The following is a 21789-nucleotide window of genomic DNA, read 5'->3' as shown; positions in this document are numbered from 1 at the left end:
CACGATCCGGCCCCTACGGCACCGGGCCGATCCGGGTGACCCCCGGGGAGCTCGTGGCCGCGTCGTTCAGGACCACGCCGAAGGCGTCTCCGGGTCCGTTGTTCCGGATCCGGTACTCCACGCTCAGGGTCCGCGAGAGGTAGGCGAACGGGCCGCCCCAGAAGGCGCGGTGGGTCACGGAGATCGTGGGCTGGAGGGGATCCGCCGAGCCGATGAGGTTCAGCGTCCACAGCCGGCCGGTGCCGACGGAGCTTCCCGTGTTGACGAGGTTGAAGGTGCCCGAACCGGCTGCCTGGCGATAGGAGTTGCCCGGTGTGGTGTCGGCGACGACCGCCCAGGTGCCGCCCCCGGAGATCGCGCTCCCGCTGTGGGCGAGGGTCGGCGCGGCGCAGCTTCCGGCGCTCAGGGCCAGGGTCAGGGTGCCGCGCGCGTTGGTCAGCGTGACGCGCCCGTCGTTGCCCCGCAGCGCCGCCTGGGTGGCGCCCAGGTTGACCGGCAGGTCGAAGGCGAGCTGACCGGGCAGCGAGGAGAACAGCCCGGCGGGCACCGACTGGCTGCCGGTGATGCGCCGGGACTCGGTGAGCGGTCCGCTCGTGCAGTCCGGAGCCAGGCTCGTCACGGTCCCGTTGGCGTTGGAGACGGAGATGTTCAGCGGCGTCGGGGCGAGGCCCGCGGCGGGCGCCGGACCGGCAGCCAGCGCGAGCCCGGCAACCAGAGCTATCGCCACGACCGCCACCCGCCGGATCGGGGAGCGCTGATCGAGTGCGGTCGGGCGCCTCATGGGCAACCCTTCGGTGCGAGTCGAGGGACGAAGCGCCATACCATACGCAGACAAATCGCCAGGAATGGGGGATGCCGTCACCCCGTGTGGTGACAGATCCCCCTCCAGGCCGGTAGGCAGGGCGTCATGACACCCGACCGTCACAGCGACACGCACGCCACCGACCCCCTCCCCCTCGACGGCATCACCGTCGTCTCCGTCGAGCAGGCCGTCTCCGCGCCCTTCGCCACCCGCCAGCTCGCCGACCTCGGCGCCCGGGTGATCAAGGTCGAGCGGCCCGACGGCGGGGACTTCGCGCGCGGCTACGACACCGCCGCGCACGGTCTCGCCTCGCATTTCGTGTGGGCCAACCGGGGGAAGGAGTCGCTCGCGCTCGATCTCAAGGACCCGCGCGGGCGGGAGGTCCTGCACCAGCTGCTCGACGGGGCCGACGTGTTCGTGCAGAACCTCGCCCAGGGGGCGGCCGCCCGGCTCGGGCTCGACTCCGCCGCGCTGTGCGCCCGCTACCCCCGGCTGGTCGCCGTGGACGTGTCCGGATACGGTCCCGAAGGCCCGTACGCCCACAAGCGCGCCTACGACATGCTCGTCCAGTGCGAGGCCGGCCTGGTCTCGGTGACCGGCACTCCGGAGCAGCCGGTCAAGGCGGGCATCCCGGCGGCGGACATCGCGGCCGCCATGTACGCCTTCTCGGGCGTGCTCGCCGCCCTGCTGCGCCGCGGGATCACCGGGCGGGGCGGCAGGGTGGAGGTGTCGATGCTCGACGCGCTCGCCGAGTGGATGGGGCACCCGCTGCACCACACCATGCACGGTGGGGAACAGCCGGTGCGGACGGGCCTCGCGCACGCCGTGATCGCGCCCTACGACGCCTACGCGACGGCGGACGGCGACCGGGTGCTGCTGTCGGTGCAGAACGACCGGGAATGGCGGCGGCTGGCCGAACAGCTGTTGGAACGGCCGGAGTTGGCCGACGATCCGGGGTTCGCGACGAACTCCGCACGGACCGCGAACCGGGAGAAGACCGACGCGGTGGTCGCCGAAGCGCTGGGCCGGCTCGGCGCGGACGCGGCGGTCGAGCGGCTGGAGGCCGCGGGCATCGCCTGCGCACGGCTGAACTCGGTGGCGCAGCTCGCCGCACACCCGCAGTTGGAAGCCCGGGACCGCTGGCGGGAGGTGGGCTCGCCTGCGGGCCCGCTGCGGGCCCTGCTGCCGCCGATCGGACTGCCCGGCGGCGCGGCACCGCACATGGGTGCGGTGCCCGCGCTCGGCGAACACACCGAAGCCCTGCTGCACGCCCTGGGGATGACGGGCGAACAGATCACGGCATTGCGCCGGGACGGTGTGGTTCGCTGACTGGGCAGGGTTGATCAGGCCGGGTACGGAGCGGCGGCGCTGCGGGGGCGGGAACGCCCCCCGACCGGACGGTTACGAACGGCGGCTGCCGAAGAGGGTGCGCCGGAGCCTCCGCAGCGGCGCGAAGAGCGATACGCGCGCGCTCCGGCTCCGCAGCCGGTGCGTGTGGTCGCGCGAGGTGAGCTCGCGCATGAGCAGCGTCGCCTCGGCGGTCTCGCGGTGCGGGACGGCGGGACCGCCCAGCACGGCGAGGTGACGGTCGAGGCGCGAACTGGTCGCACCACTGCCGCATGTGATGGCAGGCACGCGAGGCGGCCTGCTGCGCATTGCTATCTGTTCCATGTCTCTCCCCACCCGTATGAGGGCACCCGGCCCACCGGGCAGGGTAACCCTATCGTCCCCACGTCGCGCACGGGTATCCCGGTGGTGTGAATTGCCCGTGTGGCGAGCGGGAGTTGACGATTACTCAGCGGAGTCGATCGTCACTCTCCGCGAAATCCGGCGGGGTTCGGGGGACATGGAACCGCATCGGCACCGGCTGCGTGACTCCTGTCGCGACAGGAGCCACGGCGCACGCTCTGCGCTAACTTGGAGTGATCGTCCGGTAACGCTCTTGGGGGCGCGCGTGAATGAGGCTTTCGGTGACTGAGTCCGCGTCGAACGGGGACGGCGCCGGCGACCGCGTCATCGCCGGACGCTACCGCCTGCTGGGCCCGCTCGGCCGCGGCGGGATGGGCATGGTGTGGCGGGCCCGGGACGAGGTCCTGGGGCGCGAGGTCGCCGTCAAGGAAGTGCGCGCCCCGGCCGGGATGGACGAGGCCGAGGTGACCCGGATGTACCGGCGCCTGGAGCGGGAGGCCTGGGCCGCGGCCCGCGTCTCGCACCGGGGCGTGGTCACCGTCTACGACGTGGCCACCGAGGACGGCCGACCCTGGATCGTGATGGAGATCGTACGGGGACTCTCGCTCGCGGAGGTCCTGGAGGGCGACGGGCCGCTCACCCCGCAGCGGACCGCGCACATCGGCGAACAGGTACTGGCCGCCCTGCGCTCCGCACACGAGGCGGGGGTGCTGCACCGGGACGTCAAGCCGGGCAACGTGCTGATCGCCAACGACGGCCGCGTGGTGCTCGGCGACTTCGGGATCGCGAGCCTGGAGGGCTCCACCGCCATCACCATGACGGGTGAGGTGGTCGGGTCCCCCGAATTCCTGCCGCCCGAGCGGGCGTTGGGCCGCGAGCCGGGCCCCGGGTCGGACCTGTGGGCGCTCGGGGTGATGCTGTACCTGGCCGTGGAGGGGGTCTCCCCCTTCCACCGGGAGACCCCGGTGGCCACGCTGCGGGCGGTCGTGGACGAGGATTTCCCGGCGCCGCGGCGGGCCGGGCCGCTGACGCCCGTCCTGGAGGGGCTGCTGGTCAAGGATCCGGCGGAGCGGCTGTCCGCGGCCGAGGCGGCCCGGATGCTGCGCATCGTGGGCGCGGGAGGGACCGTACGCGCCTCCGGCGGACCGGTGTCGGGTCCCGCGACGGCCCCTACGGCGGGGGCGGGGATCGGCGCGGACGACCCGACCTCCGTGATGCAGAACCGGTACGGCCACCCCACCCCGCCGCTGCCGCCGCCGCCCGGTACCGGGTCGGGGCGGACGCTTTCCCCGGAGAACGGGGGGGACGGGGGGAACGGTGCCGGGCTGGTGCTGGGCGGCGGGATCGTGGTGCTGCTCGCGGTGGTGGTGCTGCTGGGATGGCTGCTGCTGAAGGACCGCAACGCGGGCGGCGACGGCGACGGCGGGGCGACGACCGCACCGACCGTCACGCAGAGCGCTTCGCCTTCCCCGACCCCGTCTCCGAGCGGGTCTCCCCCGCCCTCCGCCTCCCCTTCCCCCTCCCCTTCGGCGACGCCGCCGCCGGGCATCACCCTGTCCGCCGTCCAGGCCCTCCGGGACGCCTACCGCGGCGAGTGCCCGGCGCCCGCCGCGAAGGCGCCCGCCTTCACCGCCACCGTGGCGGTGGAGCGGACCCCGGCGATGGTGGAGTACCGGTGGGCCACGCGCAGCGGGCGGACCTCGGGCCCCGGCTGGCGGACCCTCGCGTACCCGGCGGGCGGGCCGACGAGCGTACGGCTGGACCACACGGAGCTGACGCACGACCCGGACGCGACCTTCGAGGACGCGGTGCGGCTGGAGGTCCGGGCGCCGTCGGAGGCGGCCTCGGCCTGGCTGGAGTTCTCGGTGACGTGCGAGGAGGAGACCCCGACGGGCGGGGCCTCCTCTCCGAGCACGTCCGGACCCACCTCTTCCCCGTCACCGAACCCGGGTCCGACGGCCAGTCCGTGACGCGCCGTTGCGTGACATGTCAGGCCGTGACGCGTCAGGCCGTGACGCGTCAGGCCGCGTTGGTGAAGACCGGCAGGTAGCCGCCGGACTGTCCGGCGGCGGTCGGGTGGTAGGACTCGCCGATGTTCAGCCAGTTGAGGCTGTGCAGCCACTCGCTGCCGGAGCAGATCTCGTGCCCGGTGAAGGCGCCGGCGACCGAGGCGAAGGCGAAGCCGTGGTTGGCGGCGCGCTTGGCGATGGCGGCGTTGAGGTAGTCGGAGGCGCCGTTGATGGCCGCGCGCTCGCCCTCCGACAGCCCGGCCACGCAGGTGCCGTTCAGCTTGTAGAAGCGGGGATAGCCGAGGACGACCACGCGGGCGCCCGGGGACCGGCTGTGGATCGCGTTGTAGACCTGGTCGAGCTGGCCGGGGAGGGTGGAGTCGACGTACGCCTTGGCCTGGTTGACCCGGCTGACGCACGTGGCTTCGGACTGGAGCACACAGGTGGTCATGACGTCGGAGAATCCTGCGTCGTTGCCGCCGATGGTGATGCTGACGAGGTCGGTGCCGGCGTTCAGCGGGGTGAGCTGGCCGCTCATCACATCACCCGTACGAGCGCCCGAGCAGGCGGCGAAGGAGAAGGTCTGGGGGGAGTGTGCGGCGGCCCAGAGGGCCGGGTAGGCGCGGGAGGTGCGCTTGCAGTTCCCGCTGGCGCTGTCGTAGTTGCCGGCGCCGACGCCGGAGGAGTAGGAGTCGCCGAGGGCGACGTAGCCGAAGTCGGCGGCGGCGTTCGCCGGACCGGCTCCGAACAGGGCTGCGCCCGCGGCGAGTAACAGGGCAGAGGCCAAGGCGGCGAAACGAGGCATTTTCATGCTCATGTGTGCGGCTCCTTGTGGGGGGTTACTCCGGAGTTACTCCTGAGTCCGTGGTACAAGGAACCGAGGTCGGCTGGAAGTGTCCATGCCAAGAATGTTCGGGGCGGACATGCGGCGCGAATCTTCACCCGCACGGCGTTTGAAGAGGGAATCCCGCCACCCGATCCAGCGAAACACGGGTGCATGAGGCCAGTTCGTGCCGGATCATGGGCGCCATGCCAGCCAACCCTCAGGACGCGCTGCCGATCCGGCTCAACGTCGACGACAGCGACTCCCCGTCGGACGTCGTCGACGCGCTGTTCCTCGGCCGCTTCGCGTCCGGCGAGCAGCCCCACTCGCACAGCGTGTCGATCGACCGGGTCAAGCCGGGCGTGACCCTGCTGCCGTCCGGGGCCACGGTGTTGCGCTCGGCCCGCGACAGCGACCGCAGCGCGACCCTCGCCGAGGGCGAGGGCTGGACCATGCTCGTCTCCCGCTGGAGCCGGGGCGCGGACGTCACCGTGACGGCGGTCAGCGAGGAACTCGCCGCCGGTGTGCTCGGCGAGGCCACCGAGGGCGCGCAGGACGAGCCCGAACCCCAGCCCGAGAACGTCGCGATGGGCTTCTGGTACGTCTCCCCGCGCCGCGGCCCCTACCGGACGACCCGGCAGATCGCGGCCGGCACCTGGGAAGAGGTGCGGCCCAACTACACGGCTCCGGTGGCCGGGGCGATGGACCGGCTGATGAAGGTCACCCCCGACGACATCGCCGGCCGGCTGCTCCTGCTGCACGGCCCCCCGGGCACCGGGAAGACCTCCGCCCTGCGCACGCTCGCCCGGTCCTGGCGGGACTGGTGCCAGGTGGACTGCGTACTGGACCCGGAGCGGCTGTTCAACGACATCGGCTACCTGATGGACATCGCGATCGGTGAGGACGAGGGCACGGCGAAGAGCCGCTGGCGGCTGCTGCTCCTGGAGGACTGCGACGAGTTGATCCGCGGCGAGGCCCGGCACACCGCCGGGCAGGCGCTGTCACGGCTGCTGAACCTCACGGACGGTCTCCTCGGCCAGGGCCGCAACGTCCTGGTGGGCGTCACGACCAACGAGGACCTGGAGCGGCTCCACCCTGCGGTGGTCCGGCCGGGGCGGTGCCTCGCCCGCATCGAGATCGGCCGGCTGACGCACCGCGAGGCGGTGGACTGGCTCGGCACCGACGAGGGCATCTCCCGCGAGGGGGCGACGCTGGCGGAGCTCTACGCCCTGCGCCGCGGCGCGTCGGGCCCCGCCGCGCTGTTGCCGCCGCAGGGCCACGACACGGAGGCCGGGCTGTACTTGTAGCTGCGGCCCGCGCAGGTGCGGCACGCGTAGCTGCGGCACGCGCAGGTGCGGCCCGCGCAGGTGCGGCATGCGTAGCTGCGGCACGCGCAGGTGCGGCGGCCCGGCCCACGGATCCCACCGCGCGGGGCGCGCACGGGTCCGGCGCGCACGGCGAGGACAATGGGGGCGCGGCCGAAGGCCCCCACCGGCCGTCCGCACCTCCGGGGGACCCACGAACAGGAGAACGCACCGTGCTCGAACCGGCGCAGGAGAATCCCTTCCCCGACAGCCACGTCCTCGGCGAGGGCCCCGAGCCGCACCCGCAGCTCCAGCCGGTGCTCGGCCTCATCGGGCGCTGGCACGGACGGGGCAGCGGCGAGTACCCGACCCTGGAGCACGGGTTCCGGTACGAGCAGGAGATCACCTTCGGCCACGACGGCCGGCCCTTCCTCGTCTACGAGTCCCGCGCGTGGCTGATCGACGAGTCCGGCACGGCCGTGCGCCCCGCCGGCCGGGAGACCGGATGGTGGCGCATCCTCCCGGACGCCTCGGTCGAGGTCACGCTCGCCCACCCGACGGGCATCGTCGAGACGTACGTCGGCCGGGTCTCCGGTACGGAGATCGAGATGGCCACCGACACGGTGGGGCTGACCCCGCGGGCCAAGGAGGTCACCGGCATGCGGCGCCGGTACGCGCTCGAGGAGGGCGGGCTGACGATCGTGCAGGAGATGGCCGCGGTGGGCCAGCCCATGCAGCACCACCTCCAGGCCCGGCTGTTCCCGCGCAAGGACTGACCGGTCAGTCCGCGTACCGCGCGCGCAGCGCGTCCAGCGCCGCCGCGGTCGCCTCGTCGAAGGTGAGGCCCAGCCGTCGCGCCCGCTCCGCATAGGCCTGCGCGGCGGTGGCCGCCTCCCGGGCGGGACCGTCACCGGAGGCCGCCACGAAGCTGCCGGCCCGGCCGCGCGTCTCGATCACGCCGTCCGACTCCAGCGCCCGGTACGCCTTCGCGACCGTGTTCGCCGCCAGCCCCAGGTCCTCCGCGAGCCCGCGGACCGTCGGCAGTTTGAACCCGGCGGGCAGCCGGCCCGCCCGCGCCCCGGCGGCGATCTGGGAGCGCAGCTGCTCGTACGGGGCGGCGGCGCCCGGAGCGCCGTCGATGCGGATCTTCAGGTGCGGAGAAGTCGAGGTCACGCGGCCGATTGTCCCCCATCCGCCGGGAAATTCGCAGGCGTCGGCCGCCCGGCCGCCCTACCGTCGCACAGGTGATCACCACCATTCGCGATGTACGCCCCACCGACCCGCGGGACGCCGAGTCCGTCGTACGGGTGCGCCGCGCCGCCCTCCCCTTCATGATCGGCACGGTCCGCGGAGTCGCCCACGAGCTGGCATCGGCCCACCCCGACAAGCACTACCGCCTCCTCGTCGCCGAGAATCCGGACGGCCTGGTCATCGGCACCGCCCAGGTCGGCATCGCCCACGAGAGCCCCGAGCCCGGACAGGGATTCGTCAACGCCTACGTGGACCCCGCCCACCGCGGCCTGGGCGCCGGAAGCGCGCTGCTCGACGCGGCCGAGGAACATCTCGGGGCCGAGCGCGCACGGGCTTCGTTCGCCTGGGTCCTCGACGAGCCGGCGCACCGCGCCTTCGCCGAGCGCCGCGGGTACCGGGCCTCCCGCTCCGCGCACTTCCTGCGCCTCGACCTCGCCACGACCGACCTGCCGGCGCTGCCCGGGAAGCTGCCGGACGGAGTGGAGCTGCGCCCCGGCTCGGCCTTCGCCGCCGATCCGCGCCCGCTCTTCGAGGCCGACGCGGCGGCGACCCTGGACGAACCGGGCGATGTTCCGGTGGAGTTCGACGACTACGAGGACTGGCTGCGGGGCACCTGGGAGCACCCGTACCTCGACCGGGAGCTCACCACCGTGGTCCTGGTGGACGGCCGGGTGGCGGGCTTCACCGCCGCCCACACCGACGGGGCCGGGCGGTACTCCTCCGCCATGACCGCCACCCTGCGCCCGTTCCGCGGCCGGGGACTGGCAAGAACGGCCAAGATCGATTCGCTGCTGCGGGCCCGCGCGGCCGGCTGCACCGAGGCCTTCACCGGCAACGACACCGGCAATGCTCCGATGCTCGCCGTCAACGCCCGGTTCGGGTACGAGGTGTGCGCCACGGAGACCCGCTACACCAAGCAGCTGTGAGAACAGGAGAGAGCACGATGACCGACCGATTGACCGTCACTCTCACCAAGGCGGGCCGTACGAAGATCAGTTACCCGGCCGAGCTGGTGGCCGACACGGGCACCCGGATCACCGTACGGGCCCCCTGGGCGGCCCCCGGGGTACGCGACTTCGGCTTCGTCCGCTTCGAGCCGGGCGATGTGTTCACCGAGCACTTCTGGCGCGACCGCTGGTACGCGGTCAAGGAGGTGCGGACGGGCGAGGGCGTCCTCAAGGGCTGGTACTGCGACATCACCCGCCCGGCGTCGGTGCAGGACGGGGTGATCCTGATCGAGGACCTGGACCTCGACCTGTGGGTATCGGCCGACGGGAGCACGGTGCTGCGGCTCGACGAGGACGAGTTCGCCGAGAGCGGGCTCGCCGGCACCGACCCGGAGGCGGCCGCCCAGGCGGTACGGGCCCTGGACACCCTGGACGCCCAGGCCCGCTCGACGGCCGGCCTGTCCGCCCTGCTGTCCTGACCCCGGGCCCCGCCGGGCGCTTTCTGTAGGGCCCGCTTAGTGGCTCCTTAACTGCGCCCTAAGGATCGGCTCCGGGGGCCCGAACCCGGGGGAACTCGGGTTCCGGGCGGTTAGTTTGGCTGGGCCAGGGAGGGCCGGAGGCGGCGCCGCGTACCCGTGAGGGGCGGCGCCGCACAGCCCCGGTCTTCCGGCGCACCCACGACTCGCGCAGCCCTGTGCCGTGCCCAGAGGAGATCCACCATGCCCGCACGCCGTACCGCCGCCCGCATCGCAGCCGGTCTCGCCCCGCTCGCGGTGGCCGCGTACGCCGTCGCCCCGGCGGCCGCCCACGGTTCGATGACGGACCCGGTCAGCCGGGTGGCGGCGTGCTACGCGGAGGGCCCGGAGTCCCCGAAGTCGGCGGCCTGCAAGGCGGCGGTCGCGGCGAGCGGGGCGCAGGCGTTCTACGACTGGAACGCGGTGAACATCGCCAACGCGGCCGGTAAGAGCAAGGCGCTGATCCCGGACGGACAGCTGTGCTCGGCGGGCAACGAGAAGTACCGGGGGCTGGACCTAGCGCGCGCCGACTGGCCGGCGAGCCCGATGGCGGCGGGCGCGCACACCTTCCGCTACAAGGGGACCGCCCCGCACAAGGGCTCCTTCGAGCTGTACGTGACGAAGGACGGCTACGACCCGTCGAAGCCGCTGAAGTGGTCCGACCTGGAGCCGGCGCCCTTCGCGAAGGTCACCGACCCGGGGATGCAGAGCGGCGACTACGTCTTCTCCGGCACCGTCCCGAACAAGACCGGCCGGCACCTGATCTACAGCGTCTGGCAGCGCTCGGACAGCCCGGAGGCCTTCTACACCTGCTCGGACGTGGTCTTCGGGAAGGACAACGGCGGCAGGCCCAGTGCCGAGCCGAGCTCGAAGCCCAGCTCGAAGCCGAGTGCCAAGCCGAGTTCCGTGCCCTCGCAGCAGCCGTCCACGCTCCCCTCGGAGGTCCCGTCGGCCCCCACCGACGCGCAGATCTCCGAAGGCGCCGACAAGTCCACGGTGGAGCACCACGGGCACGGGGACAACGACCCGAAGACCAACGGCGGAGCCCCGTCCCCGATCCCCTCGACCAGCGGGACCGGCCTCGCGGAGACGGGCGGCAGCAGCACCACCCCGCTGATCGCGATCGGCGGGGCCGGCATCCTGGCCGTCGGCGCGGCCGTGCTGTTCGGGCTGGCCCGCCGCCGTGCGACCCCGGGCCGCCACGGCCGCTGACGACCGGGGCGGGCGGCCCCTCGGGGCCGCCCGCCGTCGTAGTCGCCGTCGCCGTCAGGAGAAGACGGACGCGCAGGTGGTTCGTTCGGCGTGCGCCGGGTCGAGGGCGTTGACGGCCTCGTGCCAGGCGATCCGGTCGGTGAGCCCGATGGCCACGTGCTCCGAGAGGTCCACCGCGCACAGGTCCTGGAGCAGCACGTTGCGGACGTTCGGCCCGCTCAGGAACTGGCTCCGGTACGGGGTGACCACCTCGTCGTACCGGGTGGCGATCACCGTGTACGCGACTCCGGGGACGGTGTCCCCGCCCTCGTTGAGCTTGGTCTGGAAGGGCGATCCGGCGATCTGGTCGGCGAGGCCCGGGGTGGCCTCGCTGATCAGGTCCCCGGCCCCGGGGAAGTACGGGAGGAGCTTGGTGAGGCCGAGCAGGGTCGTCCCGTGGTTGTCGGGGGCGAGCCCGACCAGGGCGTTGACCTTGGCGGCGCCGCCGAGGAACTTCAGGTAGTAGCGCGGCATCATGCCGCCCTGGGAGTGGCCGACGATGTCGGTCTCGGCAGCCCCCGTGGAGGCGAGGACCTTGTTCACGAAGACGTCGAGCTGTCCGGCGGACTGCTCGATGGGGCCGAGGCCGTTGAAGAAGGGGACGCCGGGCAGTTGCCCGTAGTCGAGGGAGTAGACGCAGTAGCCCCGGTGGACGAGGTACGGGGCGAAGCCGAGCCAGTTGTCGACGGAATTCCCGAAGGTTCCGTGGACCAGGACGACGGGCCGGGGATGGGCGGCGGACGGTTTGCAGGACCAGTTGTTCCAGCCGCTGCTCGGCGCCGAGGCGGCCTGGGCCGCTCCGGTGGGGGCGACGAGCGCGGCGGCGGTCAGGGTGAGGACGGCCAGCGGGCGGAGCAGGCGTCTCCAGGGCAGCATCGTGTGATCTCCTCGCGGTTCAAGGGGAGTAACGAGGGATGGCGCGGGAAGTACGTGGGGGTGCATCCCGTGATCCGGATCACAAGGGGGGTGCTGCAGCCGCTAAATTACGGGCGAGTAGCAAAACTGGGAAGTTACGCGGCGGTAAAAAATCCGCGGTGCGCTTGGCGGCCCGCCCCGACGGCCGTCATCCATTCGGCCCTCCCCTGCTGCGCCGGGCGCCCGGTACGCCGAGCGTGTGAGACATGACCCAGTCCCCCCACGCAGACCCAGAGCCGTCCGGCGGCTTCCTCGCCGAGATCAAGGACGCCGTCACCACCCGGGCCGCTCTCCTGGTCCTGGGCGTACTGGCGCTCCAGCTCGCCTTCATCACCTCGTACGTCGGGGCCTTCCATCACCCCAAGCCCAGCGAGATCCCGATCGCCGTGGCCGCGCCCGCCGCACCGATCGCCGAGCAGACGGCGAAACAGCTCTCCGCGCTGCCCGGCAAGCCGCTCGACCCCCGTGCCGTACAGGACGAGGCGACGGCGCTGCGGCAGATCCAGAACCGGGACGTGGACGGCGCGCTGATCATCGACCCGGCCGGCACGACCGACAAACTGCTGGTCGCGAGCGGCGCCGGGGCCTCCCTGTCCCAGGCCGTCGAGCAGATCGTCGGCGTCGTCGAGAAGACCCAGGGGCGCACCGTCCGCGTCGTGGACGTGGCCCCCACGGCCGCCGGCGACGCGCGCGGCCTGAGCTCGTTCTACCTGGTCGTGGGTTGGTGCGTGGGCGGCTACCTGTGCGCCGCGATCCTCGCGATCAGCGCGGGCGCCCGGCCCGCGAACGTCCACCGTGCCGTCATCCGGCTCGGCGCCCTGCTGGTGTACTCGATCGCGGCCGGGCTGCTCGGCGCGGTGATCGCCGACCCGGTCCTGGGCGCCCTGCCCGGCAGCATCTGGGCCCTGTGGGGGCTCGGCACCCTCGTCGTCTTCGCCGTCGGCGCGATCACCCTGGCCTTCCAGGGCCTCGCGGGCGTGGTCGGCATCGGCCTGGCGATCCTGCTGGTGGTGGTGCTCGGCAACCCGAGCGCCGGCGGCGCCTACCCGTACCCGCTGCTGCCGCCGTTCTGGAAGGCCATCGGCCCGTGGCTGCCGCCGGGCGCGGGCACGTACGCCGCGCGCTCGATCGCGTACTTCAAGGGCAATGACATCACCGGGCCGCTGCTGGTCCTGAGCGGCTGGGCGGTGCTCGGCTCCGCGATCACGCTGGCCTGCGCGGCGGGCCGCAGGGGCAAGGCGGGAGCCGCGGTGGGCAGCGGGCTCCCCGAAGGACCGGACGCCCTGCCGGAGCGGGAAGCCGTGCGATGAACAACCCGATCCACGTCCGCAACCGGATGGGCCCGGCCGAACAGGCCGTCTCCGTCAAGCGGATGGAGCCCAGTGCGCAGGCACAGCTGGGCCCCCTGGGCCTCACCGGCTTCATCGTGGTCACCACCATCGCGACCGGCATCGACGCGGGCATCTTCCCCGAGAAGCTCAGCCACTCCGTGCTGCCGCTGGTCGGGTTCTTCATCGGCGGGCTCGCCCAGCTGCTGGCCGGGCTCTTCCAGGCGCAGCGCGGCGACACCTGGCACGCCACGGTCTTCGGCGGCTTCGGGCTGTTCTGGATGTCCAAGGCCCTGCTGCTCCAGTGGGTGCTGCCGGCCACCGATCCGGCGCTGCGCGGGGACGTGAGCGGGCTGTTCACGCTGCCGTGGGTGTTCGTGGTGTTCGTGCTGTGGATCGGCAGCTGGCGGATCCACCTGGTGCTGCTGTCCACGTTCACGTGCGTGCTGGTGGTCTTCGTGGCCATGACGATCAGCGGGTTCACCGGCTCGGTGGTCTGGAACCGGATCACCGGCTGGAGCGGACTGCTGGCCGCGCTCGGAGCCACGTACCTGCTCGCCGGGCAGATCATGGCGAGCACCTGGGGCCGCCAGGTGCTGCCGATGGGGCGCTTCCTGGCCCCGGAAGAGCACCCGGAGGCGTGAGCTGATCACAACGCTCGCGGTGGAGAACTACCGCTCCCTGCGCAAACTCATCGTCCCCCTCGGCCGGCTCACCGTGGTGACGGGCGCCAACGGCACGGGCAAGTCCAGCCTGTACCGGTCCCTGCGGCTGCTGGCGGACTCCGCGCGGGGCGGCGCCATCGCGGCGCTGGCCCGGGAGGGCGGCCTGCCCTCCACCCTGTGGGCCGGCCCGGAGAAGATCGGCCGGGCGGTGCGCGAGGGGAGGTACGCGGTCGAGCCGACCGTGCGCTCCGAACCGGTGAGCCTGCGGCTCGGCTTCGCCGGGGACGAGTTCGGCTACGCGGTGGACTTCGGCCATCCCGCACCGGTCCGGGGCTCGCTCTTCGGCCTGGACCCCGAGATCAAACGGGAGTGCACCTGGGCCGGGCCGGTGCTGCGCCCCGCCGCCCTGCTCTCGGACCGCGCCGGGCCCGCCGTGCGCACCCGGACCGCGGACGGCGGCTGGCACCGCACCCAGGGCGCCCTGCGCCCGTACGACTCCATGCTCAGCGAACTCGCGGACCCGCAACTGGCCCCCGACCTGCTGGCCCTGCGCGAGCTGATCCGCTCCTGGCGGTTCTACGACCACGTCCGCACGGACGCCGACGCGCCGGCCCGCACCCCGCGCGTCGGAACCCGTACGCCGGTGCTCGCCGCGGACGGCTCCGACCTGCCGGCCGCCCTCCAGACGATCCGGGAGACCGGCGACCACGCGGCCCTGGACGCGGCCGTCGAGGCGGCCTTCCCGGGCAGCAGCGTGGCGGTCGCGGAACGGGACGGCCGCTTCGAACTGGAGCTGCACCAGCACGGGTTGCTGCGCCCGCTGGGCGCGGCGGAACTCTCCGACGGGACGCTGCGCTACCTGCTGTGGACGGCCGCCCTGCTGACCCCGCGGCCGCCCGCCCTGATGGTGCTCAACGAGCCGGAGACCAGCCTCCACCCCGACCTGCTGGGCCCTCTCGCGGACCTGATCCTGACGGTGGCCCGGAACACCCAGACGGTGGTGGTCACCCACGCCGCCCCGCTGGCCGAGGCCCTGGCGTCGGGCGTCCACCGCCACCGCGTGGACCTGCGGACCATCACCCTGCTCAAGGACTTCGGCCAGACCGAGGTCGCGGACCGCGAGGGCCCCCTGGACGAACCCCTCTGGTACTGGCCGAAGCGGTAGCCGCCGGTCCGCCGCCCGGCTAACCGATCTCCACCACGCGCGCCCAGGCGGGGGGTGCGTCGGGGACGTAGTCGGGGTCGTCCTCGTCCCACGACCGCCTCCGCCTCTCCCGGGGGAACAGTCCCACCACCGTCCGGCACGGCGGCCGCGTGTCCGGCCAGGGGGTCTGTCCGTCTGTCAGGACCACGATCACGTCCGGCCGGGGCGTGGACCGCAGAGCGGTGGCAAAGCCCTGCCGCAGATCCGTACCCCCGCCGCCCAGCAGGGGGATCCCCTCGGCGCGGCACAGCGGATGGGCGATCCGGGCGGACGCGTCGCACGGCACCACCGTGACCAGGTCCCGGCGGCCGCCCACCGCGCGGGAGATCGCGGTGACCTCCAGGAGCGCGCTGCCCAGTTCGGTATCGCTGACGGAGCCGGAGGTGTCGATGACCACGCTGACGCGGGGCGGCCTGCGCCGCAGGCTCGGCAGCACCGCGCCCGGCACCCCGGCCGAACGCCGCGAGGGCCGGCTGTACGTGTAGTCGTCGCCCGCGCCGGATCCGGAGGTGGCCGACCGGACGGCCGCTCCCAGCAACTCCCGCCACGGCTGCGGCGGGTGGAACGCCTCCTCCGCCCAGCGCTTCCAGCCCTTCGGCGCGGATCCCGGCCGGCCGGTGATGCCCTGCGCCACCCGGAACCGGACCGCGTCCCGTTCCTGCTCGCTGAGGCCGTGCGCGCCGTCCGGGCCGAGGTCCCACTCCCGTTCCAGCCCGTCGGCGCCGCTCCCGCAGTCCAGCCAGGCCATGTGCTGCGTGTGCGGCCCGAGCCCGAACTGCAGCAGGTACTCCTCCATGAGGTCCCCCTCCCGCAGTCCCACGGCCGCCGGCTGGACGGCGCCCTCGGGCCGCACGAGTCCCTCGCCGTACGCGTCGTCGTTGATCTCGAAGTCGGCCGCGATGTTCATCCGCAACCGCTCCCCCGGGCCGGTCAGCCCGCGTTCCCGGGCGATCCGGTCCCCGCGCCCGTGGTGGTCGCGCAGCAGGTGGGACACCTCGTGCACCCAGACCGCGGCGAGTTCCTCCACGGACGTGCGGTCCACGAACCCCGGCGAGACGTAGCACCGCCAGTACCGGTCCACGGCCATCGTCGGCGTCCGGCGCGATTCCACGACGTGCAGGGCGAACAGCGCCGTGGCCAGGTACGGCCGCACGCGCACGGCGTGCAGCCGGGCGGCGTAGAGCTTGTCCAGGTCCAGCGCTGCGGGCGCTGCGGGCGCTGCGGGCCCCTCGGGCACAGGCGTGACAGGCGCGGCAGGCGGTACGGGCTTTACGGGAACGCGCGCTGCGGGCGCCACGGGCGTCATCGGCCTGCCGTGACGGGCACGCCCGACCGGGCGCCCGCCCGGTCGGCACGCCGGGACAGGGCCACGGCCCCGGCGAGCCGTTCGATCGCGGCCGGAACCTCCCAGTCCGCGCGGCGCAGAGCGGCGAGCGTCGTCGCGGGGACGACCACCAGGTCCGGTGCGCCGGTTTCCAGTGCCCGGACCAGGAGCGCCCACGCCGCGTCCCAGCGGGATTTCTCCGGACGCCCCCGCACCGCCTCGACCACACCGTCGAGCACGGCCTGGCGCAGGTCCCCGCGCTCGGGCAGGACGGCGCCCGCCGGGTCGGCGAGCAGCGACTCCGGGTCCGGGAGGTCCATCCGGTCCAGGCTCGCCAGCAGTTCCAGGCCGGGACCGTCTCCCACGGTTCCCCTGACCAGCAGGGACAGCACGTCCCGGGAGGAGCTGGCCGCGGTCGCGAAGGCGAGCAGACAGAGCGTCATCTCCCAGCTCCGGGGGGAGGGCCAGGGGCCGCCCCGGCGGGTTTCGCCCGAAGGAAGCCGGTGGACGAGCGTGGGCCGGGCGGCGAGCAGCCCGCACACCGCGCGGCGGGCGAAGTCCACTGATTCCGGGAGCCGTTCGGGGTCGAGCCGGGGCAGGGTGGCGCGGGGCCAGGTCCCGCCGAGGCCGCGTACCACCACCTCCTGGTCGTGCGTCCACTGGAGGTGGACGAAGCGGTTGGCCAGCGGCGGGCTCAGCTCCCAGCCGTCCGCCGCGGAGGACCGGGGATTGGCGGCGGCCACGATCCGCACCTCGGGGGGCAGCCGCAGGGCGCCGATCCTCCGCTCCAGCACGAGGCGGAGCAGGGCCGCCTGCACGGCCGGCGGCGCGGTGGACAGCTCGTCGAGGAACAGCAGCCCCCGGCCGGCCCGCACCAGGCGCACCGCCCAGTCCGGCGGCGCCATCGGCACTCCCTGCTCCGCGGGGTCGTCCCCGACGATGGGCAGGCCCGAGAAGTCGGACGGCTCGTGCACGCTGGCGATGACGGTGGTCAGCGGCAGGTCCAGGGATGCGGCGAGCTGGGTCAGGGCCGCGGTCTTGCCGATCCCGGGCTCGCCCCACAGGAGTACGGGCAGGTCGGCGGCGACGGCCAGGGTCAGGGCCTCCAGCTGGATGTCGGGACGCGGTTCGGTCGTCGTATCGCGCAGGAGGGCCAGCAGCCCTGCGGCGACGTCGAGTTGGTCGCTGTCGGTCGGGACGGTCTGGGCATGGGATTGCATACGGAATCACCTTTGGGCGTGTGGCGGGAAGGGGGCGGTGCAGGCTGTGCAGGAGGCCGGGTCAGCGGTGGGTGGCGTGCCGCGGGTGCGACCGCTCGGTGCGGCGGGGGCGGGGAGAGCGGTAGCCGGCATGGGCGCGGCCGGCGGCCGGTGCGAGGCCCGCGCGGAACAGTCCGTAGGCGATCCGCCGGAGCGCGGCCGCCTCCAGTTCGTCCCGCAACGGGCCGTCGCGCAGCAGCGCTCCGGGACCGAGCAGTCCCTCTACGACGGCCAGGGCGCCGGCGGTGTCGCCGTGGTCGAGGCGTTCGCGGACGCCGGAGAGGGAGTCCGGGCGGCGGTGCGCCTCGTCGATGGCCCGTAGACAGGGCAGCGGCGTACCGGTCAGTGCGACCAGCAGCTCCTCGCGGCGGATCTCGGCCGGGTCGTGGTCCAGCGGGGCCAGCACCCCGTCGACCAGGCCGATCCGGTGCCGGGCTCCCCGGCAGTCCACCAGGCGTGCGTCCCCCGCCCGGTCCGCGGCTCCGGCGGGCCGCAGCGGTGACCAGTCCGGTACGAGGGCCCGGCCGACCAGGGGGTGCAGCCGGCCGGCGTCGATCGCCCCGGTACGGAGCAGCTCCAGGTCGGGCAGCACCCAGGTCGCCGCGTCGGGCAGCGCCGGCGGGGCGGGGGCACCGGGATCCAAGGGCGCGGCGGCGGAGATCTGCCCGTCGATGTCCCCGCCGATGTCCCCGTCGATGTCCCGGTCCCCGTCGCCGCGCAGGTGCACGTACAGCCGGTGCCGGGCCCCGAGCCGCACGGCGACCGTACCGCCGGAGCGCCCCTCGGCACGGAGCACGATCGCCGCTTCGGCCGGCCACCGGTCGACGGCGCCCCGGGGCCCCGGGGGCAGTTGCCCGGGCAGGACGGGCGTCCGGTCGGCTCCGGACCTGGAGCGGAGCTCGTCGCTCCGGCGTGCGTCCCACAGGTGGCGGTGCAGGTCGAGGCGGAACCGCGGATGCGGATGCGGGTGGGGATGGAGGTGCGGATGGGGGTGGGAGTCCGGGCCCGGGCCTGGACGGCGGCGGGCGGCGTCCTCGGAGCGGGCCGCGTCCCACAGGGCGAGGCTGATCCGCTGCCCGTACTCCGCCCAGGCCGGTGGAGTACGGGCCACGAGGTGGACCGGGCGTGCACCGCCGGGCCCCGCGTCCCCGTACCGGGCCAGCGCGATGGTCAGCCCGGGGCGCAGGAGCCCGTCCGGGGCGATCCTCGGCAGGTGCCAGCGGAGCAGGTCCGGAGCCAGGTGGCGGAGGTCGGCCCGGACCCGGGCCGCGAGTTCGCGGCCGTGGGTGCGCGCCAGGGTGCGCAGGTCGAAATCCACGTCGACGGCGGCTGCGGCGCACGCCCCCGCCCAGTCACCGGCGGAGCGGCGGGCGGTCGCGGTCTCGATCATGGACGGCGGCACGGCGAACTCGCGCACGCGCAGCCAGAAGGACGGGCGGGTAGCCCCGTTCGCGATCCGAGTGAGCATCAGCACTCACCTTGCGCGGACGGGACCCCCGATCTCTGTGTACGTGAAGTCGTCATCGCGGCGAGACTAACGCCCCGCCCTTCGGCCCGCCAGGCATTTCATGACCGGCGGGCCGAAGGGCGGGGCCGGCGGCCGACCGCCTTGCCGAGGGTGACGCCGGCCTCGTCGGCGGAGCGGGTGTGGATGCCCGAGAAGATGCGGGCGTCGACGTTGTCGCGGGTCAGCTGCTCCCAGCTGGTGTAGGTGCGCCGGACGCCGGGGGCGGTCGGGCTGGTGAGGGCGAAGGGGGCGGTACGGGGGCCCGCGAGGGCGTCCAGGACCACCCCGGCCGCGCCGGAGTAGGTGTTGTGGCCGCTGGGGTAGTCGGGGTGGGCCGGGGTCTGGTGGAGCGGGGTCCAGGTCCGGTCGGGGGCGATGGCGCCGGTGCGGATCGCGGTGACGGGGCGCCAGCGCGTGTACGCGTACTTGCTGTCGGAGGTGGCGATCTGCGTGTCGACCAGCTCGGCGTGGAACAGGCCGCCCAGCGCGGCCCGCTCGGCGGCCGACCCGTGCGAGCGGGTCACGGCGACGCGCAGCGGCTCGGTGTACAGGGTCAGCGAGGAGCCGTACCAGAAGGCGGCGGTCTCCGTCTGGCGGGCGGTGCGGACGGTGGAGTCGGCCGCGCCGTACGCCCGCACCTCGGCCAGGTCGGCCCGGTAGCGGCGGGAGTCCAGCGTGGGCGGCGGGCCGATCCGGTACTGGTCCGGGGAGTCCAGCAGGAAGGGCCTGGCCGCGCGGTTGCCGTACTGCGCGGCGGGGGCGTAGCCGTCGGGCGTGGGCTGCCAGACGTCGGGGGCGGCGGCGGGGACGGCGAAGGGCGCGTTCACGGAGGCGGGGTCGAGGCCGTCGCCCCGGCGGTCCGCGAGCGCGAGCTTCGCCTGCCGGGCTCCGGCGGCGAGGCCCCGGTCCTCGGCGCGGCCGTCGGGGATCCGGCGCAGGGTCTCCGCGAGGGCGGCGTCGAGTACGGCGGTGCGGCCCGGAGCGAGGTCCACGAGGGCGTCGTGCACCGCCGAGGCGACGGCGGCGTCCTGGAAGGCCGCCCGGTCGCGGCCGCCGGGGGCCGCCCGTCCGGCGCGGGCGGCCGCGATTCAACTGATGGCCCAGGTAGGGCTGTTGGGGACCCGGGTGGGGCACCGGCGGCGGCGACGGTCTGCGCGGTGAGGCGCCCGCACGCCGGCTGCTGCGCCCCGGCCGGAAGTTCCGCCGGTCTACCCCGCCCGGTGGACCACCTCGCCCGCCACCACGACCGTTTCGGCCACCGTGCCGGGAATCTGTTCCGGGGCCACCGCGAGGATGTCCCGGGACAGGATCACGAAGTCGGCCGCCTTGCCGACCGTGAGGGAACCCCGGTCCTGCTCCAGGAAGTTGGCGTACGCGGAGCCCATCGTGTACCCGTACACCGCCGTGCGGGCGTCCACCGTCTCCTGCTCCTGCCACGGGTCTCCGCCGTTCAGCGGGCGCCGGGTCAGGGCCGTGTAGATGCCGATCATCGGGTCCATCTCGGCGACGTTCCAGTCACTGGAGAAGGCCAGGACCGCGCCCGCGTCGGCGAGGCTCCGCATCGGCCACGCCTTGTGCCAGCGGTCCTCCCCCACGTTCTCCGCCCAGTCCTGGCCCGGACCGGCGATCTCCGGCGCGCAGTGCCGGGGCTGCATGCAGGCCACCACGCCGAGCTGCGCGAAGCGCGGCACGTCCTCGGGGTCCAGGCATTCCACGTGCACCACCTGGTGGCGGGCGTCGCGCGGGCCGTTCACCGCCCTGGCGTGCTCGACGGCGTCGAGGACGGTACGGATGCCCCGGTCGCCCGTGGCGTGGACGAAGCACTGGAACCCGCGCGCGTCCAGCCGGGCGAGGAGCTCGGCGAACTCCTCCGCCGGGTAGAAGGTCTCGCCCCGGTGCGCCCCGCAGCCGGTGTACGGCTCCAGCAGCGCGGCCGTGCGCGGCTCCACCACGTCGTCGATGTAGAGCTTGAGGGGACCGACCCGGAAGCGGTCACCCGCGTGCACCTTGGCCGCCGCCTCGAAGAGGTCGAGGTCCTCCTCGGTGGTCCCGCGCGGGTGGAACAGCGCGGCGACGATCCGCGAGCGCAGCCGGCCCTCGGCGCGCGCCCGGTCGTACAGCTCCAGGTCGTCGAGGGAGTTCTGCGGCTCCACGACGGTGGTGATGCCGAAGCGGATCGCGTCGTCGAGGCTCTTGGCGAGGCGCCCGTACTGGCGGTCCGGGGAGGCCCACGGCACACCCAGGTCGCGCAGGGCGCGGTGGCCGTCGCGCGAGAGCCCCTTGATGGCGAAGTCCTTGACGAACCCGGTGGGTTCGCCGGTCTCCGGGTCCACGGCGGCCGTGCCGAAGGGCAGGTCGGTACGGTCCTTCGCGACTCCGAGCCGGTGCATGGCCGCCGTGTTCAGCCAGGCCGTGTGGACGTCGTACGAGAGCACGATCGCGGGGATGTCCCCGGTGACCGGGTCCAGGTCGGCGGCGGTGGGCATGCGGCCGCCGGGGATCGCGGAGTAGTCGAAGGCCTCGGCCTCGATCCAGTCGGCGTCGGGGTTGGCCTCCCGCCACGCGCCGATCCGGTCGAGGATCGCTTCGAGCGTCCGCACCCCGGCGAGCTGTACGCACGCGTCGTCGGAGCCGAGCCGGACGTGGTTGTGGGCGTCGATGAACCCCGGCAGCACGAGCCGGCCGCCCGCGTCGATCCGCTCGGTGTCCGGGCCCGCCCAGTCGGCGGCCTCCGCGTCCGGGCCGACCCAGACGATCCGCCCGCCGCGCACGGCGAGGGCTTCGGCCTCGGGCAGCTCGGGGTCGACGGTGTGGATGCGGGCTCCGGTGAGGAGCAGATCGGCGGGGGCGGCGTGCGACATGGGGTGGTGCTCCTGTGCAGAGGGGGTGCGGGGAGAGGGACGGCCGGGAGCCGAGGCTCAGGCCGGCCGGGAGGGGCCCGGAGGCCTGGGAAGGCCCGGGAGCGGCCGGGAGGCCGGGGGCCCGGGAGGGGGCCG

At 74.0% G+C, this 21789-nt stretch carries 20 protein-coding genes; 10 read left to right on the top strand and 10 right to left on the bottom strand.

Translation table 11 applies throughout. The annotated features are described in order from the left end of the window. Positions 1-13 precede the first annotated feature (13 nt). Complete coding sequence (locus OG898_RS23120) at positions 14-781, bottom strand: hypothetical protein (RefSeq protein ID WP_266958993.1); 768 nt, start codon at positions 779-781, stop codon at positions 14-16. 126 nt (positions 782-907) lie between these two features. Between OG898_RS23120 and OG898_RS23115 the strand changes: the two genes are divergently transcribed. Further along, positions 908-2131: a CaiB/BaiF CoA-transferase family protein gene (locus tag OG898_RS23115; RefSeq protein WP_266958991.1), complete on the top strand. Its 1224-nt coding sequence runs from the start codon at positions 908-910 to the stop codon at positions 2129-2131. 72 nt (positions 2132-2203) lie between these two features. Here OG898_RS23115 and OG898_RS23110 read toward each other — a convergent pair whose 3' ends face one another. Beyond that, positions 2204-2473 (bottom strand): hypothetical protein, encoded by a 270-nt coding sequence (locus OG898_RS23110; RefSeq protein WP_030720225.1) that lies wholly within the window; start codon positions 2471-2473, stop codon positions 2204-2206. 299 nt (positions 2474-2772) lie between these two features. Here OG898_RS23110 and OG898_RS23105 point away from each other — a divergent pair, with 299 nt between their 5' ends. Next, entirely contained in the window at positions 2773-4461 is a 1689-nt protein-coding gene (locus tag OG898_RS23105; protein ID WP_266958990.1) for a serine/threonine-protein kinase, read from the top strand. A 49-nt stretch (positions 4462-4510) separates the two neighbouring features. Here the strand turns inward: OG898_RS23105 and OG898_RS23100 are convergent, their stop codons facing one another. Then, on the bottom strand, positions 4511-5311 hold the full coding sequence (locus OG898_RS23100) for an SGNH/GDSL hydrolase family protein (protein WP_250740402.1): 801 nt from the start codon (positions 5309-5311) through the stop codon (positions 4511-4513). 218 nt (positions 5312-5529) lie between these two features. On the opposite strand from OG898_RS23100, the gene OG898_RS23095 reads away from it, so the two are divergent. Further along, complete coding sequence (locus tag OG898_RS23095) at positions 5530-6630, top strand: DUF5925 domain-containing protein (protein ID WP_250740288.1); 1101 nt, start codon at positions 5530-5532, stop codon at positions 6628-6630. A 230-nt stretch (positions 6631-6860) separates the two neighbouring features. Next, a complete protein-coding gene (locus tag OG898_RS23090; protein WP_250740287.1) occupies positions 6861-7403 on the top strand; it encodes an FABP family protein in 543 nt (180 codons plus the stop codon). A 4-nt stretch (positions 7404-7407) separates the two neighbouring features. On the opposite strand, the gene OG898_RS23085 is transcribed toward OG898_RS23090, so the two are convergent. Continuing rightward, positions 7408-7800, bottom strand: a complete 393-nt coding sequence (locus OG898_RS23085) for a GntR family transcriptional regulator (protein ID WP_250740286.1) — start codon at positions 7798-7800, stop codon at positions 7408-7410. Positions 7801-7871: 71 nt separating this feature from the next. Here OG898_RS23085 and OG898_RS23080 point away from each other — a divergent pair, with 71 nt between their 5' ends. The 3 genes from OG898_RS23080 to OG898_RS23070 all read left to right on the top strand — a co-directional run bounded on the left by OG898_RS23080 (position 7872) and on the right by OG898_RS23070 (position 10552). Next, positions 7872-8804 carry a GNAT family N-acetyltransferase gene (locus OG898_RS23080; RefSeq protein ID WP_266958989.1) on the top strand — a complete coding sequence of 311 codons (933 nt, stop codon included), beginning with the start codon at positions 7872-7874 and terminating at the stop codon, positions 8802-8804. Between the two features lie 17 nt (positions 8805-8821). After that, positions 8822-9304 (top strand): DUF402 domain-containing protein, encoded by a 483-nt coding sequence (locus tag OG898_RS23075; protein ID WP_266958988.1) that lies wholly within the window; start codon positions 8822-8824, stop codon positions 9302-9304. A 240-nt stretch (positions 9305-9544) separates the two neighbouring features. Further along, positions 9545-10552: a lytic polysaccharide monooxygenase gene (locus tag OG898_RS23070; RefSeq protein WP_266958986.1), complete on the top strand. Its 1008-nt coding sequence runs from the start codon at positions 9545-9547 to the stop codon at positions 10550-10552. Positions 10553-10606: 54 nt separating this feature from the next. On the opposite strand, the gene OG898_RS23065 is transcribed toward OG898_RS23070, so the two are convergent. Next, entirely contained in the window at positions 10607-11467 is an 861-nt protein-coding gene (locus tag OG898_RS23065) for a triacylglycerol lipase (protein ID WP_250740282.1), read from the bottom strand. Positions 11468-11712: 245 nt separating this feature from the next. Here OG898_RS23065 and OG898_RS23060 point away from each other — a divergent pair, with 245 nt between their 5' ends. The 3 genes from OG898_RS23060 to OG898_RS23050 are packed head-to-tail and all read left to right on the top strand — an operon-like array spanning position 11713 to position 14664. Beyond that, complete coding sequence (locus OG898_RS23060) at positions 11713-12816, top strand: DUF3533 domain-containing protein (protein ID WP_250740281.1); 1104 nt, start codon at positions 11713-11715, stop codon at positions 12814-12816. Next, positions 12813-13478, top strand: coding sequence for an acetate uptake transporter (locus OG898_RS23055; RefSeq protein ID WP_250740280.1), 666 nt, complete (start codon positions 12813-12815; stop codon positions 13476-13478). The genes OG898_RS23060 and OG898_RS23055 overlap by 4 nt, the downstream gene beginning before the upstream one ends. A gap of 19 nt (positions 13479-13497) precedes the next feature. Beyond that, entirely contained in the window at positions 13498-14664 is a 1167-nt protein-coding gene (locus OG898_RS23050; RefSeq protein ID WP_250740279.1) for an AAA family ATPase, read from the top strand. Positions 14665-14683: 19 nt separating this feature from the next. Here OG898_RS23050 and OG898_RS23045 read toward each other — a convergent pair whose 3' ends face one another. The 5 genes from OG898_RS23045 to OG898_RS23025 form a co-directional block, all read right to left on the bottom strand. Then, positions 14684-16009 (bottom strand): VWA-like domain-containing protein, encoded by a 1326-nt coding sequence (locus OG898_RS23045; RefSeq protein ID WP_266958984.1) that lies wholly within the window; start codon positions 16007-16009, stop codon positions 14684-14686. Continuing rightward, positions 16006-17247 carry a MoxR family ATPase gene (locus tag OG898_RS23040; protein WP_266958982.1) on the bottom strand — a complete coding sequence of 414 codons (1242 nt, stop codon included), beginning with the start codon at positions 17245-17247 and terminating at the stop codon, positions 16006-16008. The genes OG898_RS23045 and OG898_RS23040 overlap by 4 nt, the downstream gene beginning before the upstream one ends. Before the next feature lie 61 nt (positions 17248-17308). Next, complete coding sequence (locus OG898_RS23035; protein WP_266958981.1) at positions 17309-18754, bottom strand: hypothetical protein; 1446 nt, start codon at positions 18752-18754, stop codon at positions 17309-17311. Positions 18755-18852: 98 nt separating this feature from the next. Further along, positions 18853-19800 (bottom strand): vanadium-dependent haloperoxidase, encoded by a 948-nt coding sequence (locus OG898_RS23030; protein WP_266958980.1) that lies wholly within the window; start codon positions 19798-19800, stop codon positions 18853-18855. 201 nt (positions 19801-20001) lie between these two features. Next, positions 20002-21654: an amidohydrolase gene (locus OG898_RS23025; RefSeq protein WP_266958978.1), complete on the bottom strand. Its 1653-nt coding sequence runs from the start codon at positions 21652-21654 to the stop codon at positions 20002-20004. Positions 21655-21789 lie beyond the last annotated feature (135 nt).

The organism is Streptomyces sp. NBC_00193 (assembly GCF_026342735.1).
Taxonomy (GTDB): domain Bacteria; phylum Actinomycetota; class Actinomycetes; order Streptomycetales; family Streptomycetaceae; genus Streptomyces; species Streptomyces stoeckheimensis.
This window is presented reverse-complemented; position numbering and strand designations above follow the sequence as displayed.